This is a genomic window from Streptomyces sp. NPDC053432 (assembly GCF_055585365.1).
On sequence record NZ_JBVJKF010000009.1, the window covers coordinates 295619 to 305963 of the forward strand.

Here is a 10345-nt window from a genome sequence, read left to right on the forward strand (position 1 = left end):
GGGAGCATCCATGAACGACGAGTGGCTCATCTACCGCGGTGTCGGCGAACCCCACGACGGGATCGACGCACTGCCCGACCCGCCGCCGTGGCGGGACTTCGACGGCGCCCCGGCCGGCGAACCGGACGGACCCGGAGCAGCGGACACGGCGGCCGGGCCCGCCGACGGGGCCATCGCGCGGCGGCTCGGGGCGCACCGGCAGGCCGCCGAGCTGCACCGGCCCGAGCCCGAGGAACTGGAAGCCGTCAACGCGGCGTTGTACCTGCGCCGGCCCCTGCTCGTCACCGGCTTCCCCGGTACCGGCAAGTCCACCCTCGCGCACGCCGTGGCCCACGAGCTGAAGCTCGGGCGGGTGCTGCGCTGGCCGGTGGTCTCGCGGACCGTGCTCCAGGACGGGCTGTACCGCTACGACGCCCTCGCACGCCTCCAGGACGTACAGATCGCGGCGACCGGAGGCGCCCACGGCGTCGGCCCCGGCGGCGTGCCCGGCATCGGGAAGTACATCCGGCTCGGGCCGCTGGGGACCGCCCTGCTGCCCACCGAGCGGCCCCGCGTGCTGCTGATCGACGAGCTCGACAAGAGCGACATCGACCTGCCCAACGACCTCCTCAACGTGCTGGAGGAAGGCGAGTTCGCCCTCCCCGAGCTGGAACGGGTCGCCGACACCGAACCCGAGGTACGGGTGCTGACCGACGACGGCGCGAAGGTGACCGTCCGCGGCGGCCGCGTGCGCTGCCGCGCCTTTCCCTTCATCATCCTGACCAGCAACGGCGAACGGGACTTCCCGGCCGCCCTGCTGCGCCGCTGCATCCAGCTCAAGCTCGGCCAGCCCGGCGAGAAGCGGCTCGCCACCATGGTCCGCGCCCACCTCGGCGAGGAGGCCGCCCGCGCGGGCGCCGACCTGATCCGGGAGTTCCTCAGCCGCTCCCAGTCCGAACTGGTCGCCGCGGACCAGCTGCTCAACGCCGTCTACCTCACCCACTACGCCGCCCCGCCCACCCGGGAGGACCTCGCCGACCTGCTCATCCAGCGCCTCGACCGCCCGAGGTGACCGGCCGTGCCCGAACCTGACCCAGCCGTGCCCGAACCGGCCGTGCCCGAACCGGCCGTGCCAGAACCGGCCGTGCCAGAACCGGCCGTGCCAGAACCGGCCGTGCCAGAACCGGCCGTGCCCGAACCGGCCGTCCACGGATCCGGCGTGCCCGAGCCCGCGGCACCCGGCATCCGCGAACTGGCCGCGCTGCTGAGCGCCGCCGGGCTCGATCCGTCCCCCGAGGAGATCGCCGACGCGCTGTGGCTCGCCGGGCGGATCCGGCGCCCGGTGGAGCGGACCGCAGCCCCACCCGCACGGGTCCGGGCGCCCGGGACCGAGGAGGAGGAACCGGTCCGGCCGCCCCCGGCGGAGCCCGAGCGGGCCGAGCCGGAAGAAGAGGACCAGGTAAGGCTCTACGCACCCGGATCGCGCCGGCCCGCCGAGACGGAAACGCAGGGCACCGGGTTCCCCGGGCAGACCGCCGTGCCCGTACGGGTCCCGGGCGCCGCCGCACTGCCCCGCATCCTCGACATCCAGCGGGCCCTGCGCGCCCTCCAGCGGCACCGGCCGCCCGCCCCGCCCACCCGCAGGGTGCTCGACGAGCCGGCCACCGCCGAGGCCAGCGCACGCGCCCTCGGCCTGGTCATCCCCGTCCTCAGGCCCGAGAGCCGCCGCGAGGCGACCGTACGGCTGGTGATGGACGCGTCGCCGTCGATGGCCGTCTGGCAGGACATGTTCGAGGAACTGCGCTCCGTCTGCGAGCGGCTGGGCGCCTTCCGGGACGTCCAGGTGCACTACCTGCACCGGCTCGACGACGGCACGGTGGTCCTCGGCCGCGGCCCCGTCGCGGGCGCCGGAGCCCGCTCCGCGGACCAGCTGCGCGACCCGACCGGCCGGGCCCTGACCATGGTGGTCTCCGACTGCGCCGGACCCATGTGGCGCGAGGGGTCCGCCCAGCGGCTCCTGCACCGGTGGGCCGAATGCACCCCCTGCGTGGTCGTCCAACCGCTGCCCCAGCGCCTCTGGGGGCGCAGCTGGCTGCCGACCGAGCGCGGCACCCTCGCCCGGGTCGACGGAGGCGGCGGGAAGCTGCGGTTCCGGCCGGACCGGCCGCCCCTGCCCGGACGGCTCACCGGCGGCCTGACCGTGCCCGTGCTGCCGCCGAGCGCGACCGCCCTCGGGGCCTGGGCCCGCCTCGTCGCCGGGCTCGGCAGCGGGCCGGTGCCGGCCGAGGTCGGCCGGGTCCTCGCCGACCACCCCGGCGCGCCCCCGCCGCCGCCCAGGGCCGCCCGGCCGCCGCGCGAACTGGTCGCCCGGTTCCGCTCCTCGGCCGCGCCCCGGGCGGTACAACTCGCCGTGTACCTCTCGGCGGCCCCGCTCACCCTGCCCGTCATGCGGCTCGTCCAGCGCACGATGCTGCCCGACTCGGAACCCTCCGACCTCGCGGAAGTGCTGCTCAGCGGGCTGCTGCGGCGCACCGGGCCGACCGCCGGGCAGTGGTACGAGTACGCGCCCGGCGTCCAGGACGTCCTGCTGGGCCCCCTGGGGCGGGACGAGGCCGCACTGGTGCTCAAACACTGCTCGGAATACGTGCTGGCGCACTTCGGGCGGGGCGTGCGCAACTTCCCCGCCCTCGCCGTCTCCCAGCTCACCGGAGCCCCCGCGCCGACCGCCGACGCCCCGCCGGACGCCACCGCCGGGGAACGCCTCGGGCGGCTCCCGCAGGCCTTCGCCGAGGTCTCCGCGAAGGTCGTACGCCGCTACCTGCCCGGCGTCCCCGGAGAGGAACCGGGGGAGGGCCCGCCGGCCCGGGAACCGCTGCCGCCGCCCGTACGGGCCCGGGTCGTACGGGCCGCCCGCGCCCGGCTCGCCGACGGCGAGACCGACGGGGACCCGCGCACGCTGTACGAGGCCGTCGCCCTGCTGCGGCGGGCCGTCGCCGCCCCGCCCGGCCCCGGCGACCCGCCGGAGGAGGCCGAGACCGAACTGGCCGTGGCCCTGCTGCGGCTGTGGGCCGCCCAGCGGGACCCCGAGCTGCTCACCGAGGCCGAACGGGCCCTGGCCGGCCTGCGGACCCCGCTCGCGCGGGCCGTCCGGGGCCGGGTGCTGTACGAACGGGCCCTGGCGGCCGTACCCGACGCGGAACTGCTGGAGGCGGCCGACCGGGAGTTCGCCGCAGCGGGCGCCGCCGCGGCCGCCCCGCGGCTGCGCCGGGACTGCGCCGTCCGGCGCGCCGACACCCTGATCCGGCTGAGCGCCCTGCGCGAGGACCCCGCCGCCCTGCGCGAGGCCCGCGCCGCCCTCGAACCCCTGGCGGGGGCGGCCCCCGGCCCGAGCCCCGTCTTCGTCCCGCACCCGGAACTCCAACTGGCCCTGGGCCGCGTCCTGCTGGCGCTGCTGCCCCACACCCCGGCCCCCGCCGACCGCACGGCCCTGGCCGAGGAGGCCGCCGCCCGCCTGGCCACGGCCCTCACCGCCCTCCTGGCCGGCGCCGACACCGCGAGGGTGGCGGGCGTACGGGTCGAGCTGGCCGGGGCGCTGCGGTACCTGCCGTGGCGGCTGGGAGAGGCGGCCGGGCTGGTGGCGACCGCCCTGGAGGAGGCCGGCGGGGACCAGGAGCTGCGGGTGGCCGCCCTCGTGTGCCAGGCCCGGCTGCACCGGGCGCGGTACGCGCGGGACGAGGACCCGGCGGCGCTGGAGGACGCGGCCGAGGCCTACGGCCGGGCCCGGCGGCTGATCCCCCGCGACGCGGAGGCCTTCGCGGAACTGCTGTACGAGTGGGGCGACGTACTCCTGGACCGGGCGCGGGCCGCCGACGGGCGGCCGTTCACCGGCGCGGCCGTGCGCGTACTGCGCGACAGCCGGTCGGCGGTCCCGCAGTCCGACCCCCGGGCCGCGCACCGGCTGCGGCGGCTGGCCACCGGGCTGCGGCTGCGCCACGCGTACGAAGGCGACGCCGTGGACCTGCTGGAGGCCGAACACCTGCTGGAACTGGCCGCCAGGCAGAGCCGGAGCCCCCTCGACCGGGCCCGGGCCCTGCGGGACCACGGCGACGTACAGCAGGAGCTGCACGCCCACACCCGGACCCTGGACCGCCTCGACCGGGCCGCCGACTCCTACCGGCGGGCCTGGCGGGCGGCCCTGGAAGCCGACCGGGCCGACGGGCCGGAGCACGGGGAGCACGGGGAGCACGAGGAGCGCGCGGGCACCGCCCTGCACCTGGCGGCCCGCGTGCAGGAGCAGCGCGGGGAGGTCCTGGAACGCCTCGCCCGCCCCCGGGCGGCCCTCGACGCGTACCGCTCCGCCCTGGACCTGTGGACGCGGCTCGGCCCGGACGCCGACGAGGAGCGGCGCGAGGCCGTGCGCGCCCGTACGCGTGCCCTCGAAGCCGACCTCTGAGCAGTTTCCGCACGCCGGAGGAGGGAAAAGGGCAGTGGACCGTCGAAGCCGCAGGAATCCGAAGCAACAGGGGGACGGGCAGCCCATGGTGACTCAGCATCAGGAAGCGGTCTCGCGCCGCGAGTGCTCCGGCGCGCTGCCGGACCTCTCCGGGCTGGACCTGGCCGCACTGCGCGGGATCGACGACTCCGTCCTCGCCCACGTGATCGAGGGCATGGTCGAGCGCGTGACCCACCCCGCGGAGATCCTGAACGCCTACGACGACCCGACGTAGGCGTTGCGCGATACCGACGCTGGTTTGACCACTTTCCGCCGTTAGCCGGGACCTGCCGGAGGGCAGGGATGGACCGTCCACAGCGGGGAGGTGCAGCGATGAGCCGAACGATCACGAGCCGGCACGGGCCCGCCGCACGCCACCCGGCGGGGCCGTCTGCCGGTGCGGCGCCGTTACCGGGGCTCTGCCGCTGGATTCGGCTGGTGTCCGTCGTTCGGTGCGGCGCCGTTCCGGGGGCTCTGCCCCCGCGCCCCCGCTCCTCAATCGCCGGAGGGGCTTGGGTTTCCCGGTCGGGGGCTTCGATCGTGCGGGTCGGTCCGCGGGGGCCCTCCGGGGCGACTCCTCGTCGCCGCGCCTGCGGCCGCGGCGCCATGGGGAGGGTGGTCGCGCGCTCCTCCCGCGGGGACGCCCCTGCGCGCCCCCGCTCCCCCCGCACCGGGAGGGCGCGGCCGGGGTGGGGCCGCGCAGGAGGGTCCCCGCAGGAGGAGCGCGCAACAGGGCCCGGCGGTCTTGCCGCGGCCGCAGGCGCGACGACGAGGAGTCACTCCGGAGGGGCCCCGCCCCAACTGGCCGGTCCCGCCCGGGGACACCCCCCAGCCCCGCCGGCGTTTGAGGCGCGGGGGCGCGGGGGCGGAGCCCCCGGAACGGCGTCGCACCCGCCGCACCTGCCGCACCCCGCCCCGCCGGCGTTCGAGGCGCGGAACCCCCGGACGCCCGCGCGAGCAGGGGCGGGGCCGTGACCGCCGTGCCCGCCGCCTTCCACGTGCCCACCCGCACCCTGCGGGCCATCGCCTCCACCGAGCCCAGCACCGACGGCACCCGACTCGTGCGCGACGTACGGCGCTCCAAGCGGCTGCTCCTGCTGCGCGCCGTCCTCGACGCCGCCCCCGGCGGCCGCTCCGGGGCGGCCGCCGACCACTGGGCCCTGCTGGAGGAGGCCGAGCGCCGCGATCCCGACGCGGTGCGCGACGTCCTGCACTACCCGGCCACCGGCGTCTGGGCCGAGGAGACGCTGCGCCGCCTGCACGCCCCCTCCGGGCCCCCGGCCGACCTCGCGCACCTCGGGGCCCTCGCCGTCGCCGCCGCCCTGCGCGCCCGCATCGCCTTCACCCACACCCTGCGGCCCCTGCACGGCCGGCTCGTGCTGCCCACCCTCGGGCTGCTGCGCCCGGACCGCCCCGGCCCGCTCACCCTCACCGAGCGCTCCTGGGACCCCGAGGACCCCGCCATCCTGCCCCTGCACGCCCTGCCCGGAGGCCGCACCGCCCTCGACGACCTCGACCCGTACCGGGCACCCGGCCCCGCCCGCCCCGCCCCCGTCCGGCCCGCCCGCAGGCTCACGCCCCGGGGCCACAAGCGCTGGGACACCCAGTGGACCGGCGCCCTCACCCTGCTCCGGCGTTACGACACCGCCCGCGCCCAGGAGACCGTCCAGCTCCTGCGCTCCGTCGTACCCCTCGGCGGCGGCTCCCGGTCCAGCGGCGCCACCCTCCCCGCGGCCGCCGGCTCCGTCCTGGCCCGCGCCCAGGCCCCGCCCGCACTGGCCGCCACCCTCGTCCACGAGGTGCAGCACGGCAAACTGACCGCCCTCACCGACGTCCTGACCCTGCACACCGCCGACCGCACGCCCCGCCACTGGGCCCCCTGGCGCAACGACCCCCGCCCGCTGGAGGGACTCCTCCACGGCACCTACGCGCACCTCGCCCTCGCCGGGTACTGGCAGCGCGCCGCCCTCTACGGCGCCCGCGGCGCCTGGGCCCAGCACGCCCGGATCCGCGCACAGGTGGCCTGCGTCCTGCCCGTCCTGTGCGCGCACGAGCGACTCACCCCGGCCGGAAGGGAGTTCACCGACGCCATGGCAGCCGCCGAACGGGCCATGGATGAACTCCCGCCCCCCGGTGACCACCACACCGCCGCCCGCCGGGCCGTCGACCGCGAACGCCGCGCCTGGTGCCAGGAACACCCCGAACTCGCCCCGTTCGTACGAGGTTGACGGAGCGTCCGCTGCGGTAGGTTTTCAACCCCGTCCACTGCCACTGCCCGGATTCCAGGGAGACGGCCGTATGACCACCGGTACTCGGCAGGACCAGGGCCCAGCCGCCGGCCCGCAGCGCTTCGTCATCAGCTTCGCGGGCTTCAACCGCCCCTGGGCCGTGTGGATCGCCCACCGCCTGGAGGAGCACGGCCACCGCGTGTCCCTCCAGCGCTGGGACCCGCAGAACAGCACCGGCCTCGACCAGGCCCTCGACGACCTCGCCCGCTCCGGCAGCCGGGTCCTCCTGGTCCTGTCCGAGCGGTACTTCTCCGCCGGCACCCACACCGACGAGGAGTGGAACGCCGCCCTGCGCACGGTCACCGACGACCACCCCGACCGGTTCGCGGCCGTCTGCCTCACCGATGCGCCACTGCCCAGCGCCGTGGCCGTGCTGGAGAAGACCGACCTGTGGGGCCTGGACGCCTACGAGGCCGAGTACCGCGTGCTGCGCCGCCTGGAGCTGCCCACCGAACGGATCGGCACCGAGACCGGCCGCCGCGGCCCCCGCTTCCCCAACGACCCGCCCGAGATCTGGGGCCGCGTCCCGCGCCGCAACCCCCGCTTCACCGGCCGCAACGACGTCATCGGCACCCTGCGCCAAGCCCTCGTCGAGGCCCCGCCCGGCGCGTCCACCGTCACCCTCCTCGGGCTCTCCGGCGTCGGCAAGACCCAGGTCGCCACCGAATACGCCTACCGCTTCGCCTCCGAGTACGACGTCGTGTGGTGGGTCCCCGCCGAAGACCGGCCCACCCTGCGCGAACGCCTCGCCGACCTGGCCCCCGCCCTCGGACTCCCGCGCGGCGCGGGCAGCTACGGCGAGCAGATCCGGGCCGTACTGGAAGCGCTGCGGCGCGGATCCCCGTACAGCCGCTGGCTGATGGTCTTCGACGGCTGCGACAACCCCGACGACCTCATCGACCTGCTGCCCTCCGGCGCGGGCGACGTCATCATCACCTCCCGCAACCGTGAATGGGCCACCCGCCACACCAGCCTCGTCGAAGTCCCGCTCTACGCCCGCCCCGAGTCCGTCACCTTCATCCGCCGCCGCGCCCGCCGCCTCACCACCGACGAGGCCGACCAGCTCGCCGAGGCGCTGGAGGACTACCCGCTCGCCCTCGACCAGACCGCCGGCTGGCTCGCCGACTCCCCGCTGACCGTCGGCGACTACCTGGCGCTGCTCCAGCGCCGGCTGGACTCCCGCGAGGCCGTCACCGTCTCCGACGACTACCCGCTGCCCTTCCCCACCGCACTGGCCATACTCCTCAACAACGTACGGGAGAACTTCCCCGACGCCCTCGCCCTGCTGCGGCTGTTCGTCTTCTTCGCCCCCGGGCCGGTGCCGCTGCGGCTGCTGCGAGAGTTCCCCGCCGACGACGTGCCCGAGCAGCTCGCCGGGCTGATCAACGACCAGATCCGGTGGAACGCCGCCCTCAACAAGCTCGTCCAGTTCTCCGTCGTGCGCCTTGAGTACTCCGACCTGTCCGTCGACGAGGGCGGCGGCGGCCTGGAAACCGTGCAGCTGCACCGCATGGTCCACGGCATCGTCCGCGAGAACCTCTCGGAGGAGGAGGCCGAGCCGCTCTCCCGCGCCGTCCGCCAGGTCCTCGCCGCGGCCGACCCCGGCCGGCCCGCCGACTCCCGGCTCTGGCCCCGCTACGCCGAACTCATCCCGCACCTGGGCCCCTCCGGCGTCGTCACCAGCAGCAACCCGCGCATCCAGACCTTCCTGCTGCACTGCCTGCGCTACCTCATCCTCGCCGGGGAGTACCGCACCTGCCTGAGGCTGTCCGAGGAGACCGACCTGGTCTGGCGGACCATGCTGGGCGAGGACCACCCCAAGGTCCGCGAGCTCAGCTACCACTACGGCGGAGCCCTGCGGAACCTCGGCCTGTTCCGGCGCGCCGAGGCCCTCACCCGGGCCCGCGCCACCGAACTCCAGCAGGAGCGGGGCGACCGCGACCTGGAGACCCTGCGCGCCAGCAGCTCGTACGGCGGGGTCCTGCTGTGCATCGCCAAGTTCGAGCCGGCTCGGGAGATCTTCGAGCACTGCCTGACCACCTACCGCGAACTGCTCGGCGAGGACGACTCCACCACCCTGGCCGCCCAGAACAACCTCGCCGCCACCTACCGCCTCCTCGGCCGCTACCAGGACTCCTACGACCTCGACCTGGACACCCTGCGGCGCCGCGAACGCGTCCTGAAGGCCCACCACATCTCCACCCTGTCCTCGGGCATCGCCTGCGCGATGGGCCTGCGCCTGATGGGCCGCTACCGGGAGGCGCAGACCCGCCAGGAACAGGGCCTCAAGATCAACACCCAGGTCCTGGGACTCGACCACCCGCAGACCCTGCGGGCCGAGCACAACCTCGGGCTGTGCCTGCGCCGCTCCGGGGACATCGCGGGCGCCGGCCAGCGGCTGCGGATCGTGTGGGAACGGGCCACGCGCGTCTTCGGCGTCGACTACCCCTGGACGCTGATGGTGGCCTCCGACTACGCGACGTACCTGCGGGAGTACGGGGACGTCGGCGAGGCCCGCCGGATCTCCGAGGACGTGGTCCGCGGCTACCAGTCCCAACTCGGCCTCGCCCACCCGTACAGCATCGGCACGGTCGGCAACCTCGGCCTGATCCTGCGCGCCCAGGGCGAACGGGCGGAGGCCCTCTCCCTCGCCGAACAGGCGCTCGTCGGCATGCGGGGCGCGCTCGGCGACCGCCACCCGTGGACGCTGGGCTGCGCGCTGAACGCCACCGGCCACCGCAACATCACCGGGCACCGGGAGGACGCGCTGTCCCTGAGCCGGGAGACCCTGCGGGGCGCGGAGGAAGTACTGGGCCCGGACCACCCGATGACGCTGAGCGCACAGATCGCCCTGGCCGCGGACCTGCGGTCGGTGCGGGAGGACGAGGAGGCCGGCAAGCACGAGGACGCCGGCATCAAGGCCCTGACCCGCACGCTGGGCCCCCAGCACGTCCACACGGTCTCGGCGAAGCAACGAGTCCGCCCGTACTGGGACTTCGAGCCGCAGCCGTAGCCGGTACGGGCGCCCCCGCGTGCGGGGCCTTCACCCCCTCGGCCCCGCATCCGCGTTCGGCGGCTGCCCACCCGCCCCCTGGGTGGGGGTGGGGTGTGGCGGGTGTCCCTCGCGCGAGGGGACTTGGCTTCTTCGGGCAGGGTGGGTGGGGACGGTGCCGCCCGGCGAGGGTGCCGCGTGCGGCGGGGGTGGGCGAGGGCGGCGCCCCGGCCGGCCGGAAGTCAGAGAAGTCTTGGGGATTTCCCGTCGGTCCCATAGTCCTTCCGTGTCGGGACGGCCTGTCAAGGGCGCTCCTCCTTCGTCGTCGCGTCGCTTCGCGACGGCCTTCGGCCGCCCTTGACAGGCCGTCCCGCCACGGAAAGACAATGACCAACGGGAAACCCCCAAAAGAACGGGCCGGGAGGGACAGCAACAACCCGGGCCGCCCGCACTGTCCGGGCAGAGCCCGGGAGCGCATCCGATCGCTACGCGCTCCTGTCCGACGGCGTCTGCGAGCCCCTGTGGCCGGACATAAACCGCCCAAGATCGCTACGCGCTTCTGCCTGACAGCGTCTGACCCCCAACGGGGGCTGG

General features: G+C 75.8%; 5 protein-coding genes. All 5 read left to right on the top strand.

All coding sequences use genetic code 11. From position 1 onward, the window contains the following. Positions 1–10: 10 nt before the first annotated feature. The 5 genes from ACZ6Y1_RS18090 to fxsT all read left to right on the top strand — a co-directional run bounded on the left by ACZ6Y1_RS18090 (position 11) and on the right by fxsT (position 9772). Complete coding sequence (locus ACZ6Y1_RS18090; protein WP_469629956.1) at positions 11–1051, top strand: AAA family ATPase; 1041 nt, start codon at positions 11–13, stop codon at positions 1049–1051. Between the two features lie 147 nt (positions 1052–1198). Further along, on the top strand, positions 1199–4432 hold the full coding sequence (locus tag ACZ6Y1_RS18095; protein ID WP_469629959.1) for an SAV_2336 N-terminal domain-related protein: 3234 nt from the start codon (positions 1199–1201) through the stop codon (positions 4430–4432). An 85-nt stretch (positions 4433–4517) separates the two neighbouring features. Next, positions 4518–4706 carry an FxSxx-COOH cyclophane-containing RiPP peptide gene (gene fxsA / locus ACZ6Y1_RS18100; RefSeq protein ID WP_469629962.1) on the top strand — a complete coding sequence of 63 codons (189 nt, stop codon included), beginning with the start codon at positions 4518–4520 and terminating at the stop codon, positions 4704–4706. 736 nt (positions 4707–5442) lie between these two features. Continuing rightward, on the top strand, positions 5443–6699 hold the full coding sequence (locus ACZ6Y1_RS18105) for an aKG-HExxH-type peptide beta-hydroxylase (protein ID WP_469629964.1): 1257 nt from the start codon (positions 5443–5445) through the stop codon (positions 6697–6699). A 70-nt stretch (positions 6700–6769) separates the two neighbouring features. Then, positions 6770–9772: an FxSxx-COOH system tetratricopeptide repeat protein gene (gene fxsT / locus ACZ6Y1_RS18110; protein ID WP_469629966.1), complete on the top strand. Its 3003-nt coding sequence runs from the start codon at positions 6770–6772 to the stop codon at positions 9770–9772. The last annotated feature ends 573 nt before the right edge of the window (positions 9773–10345 follow it).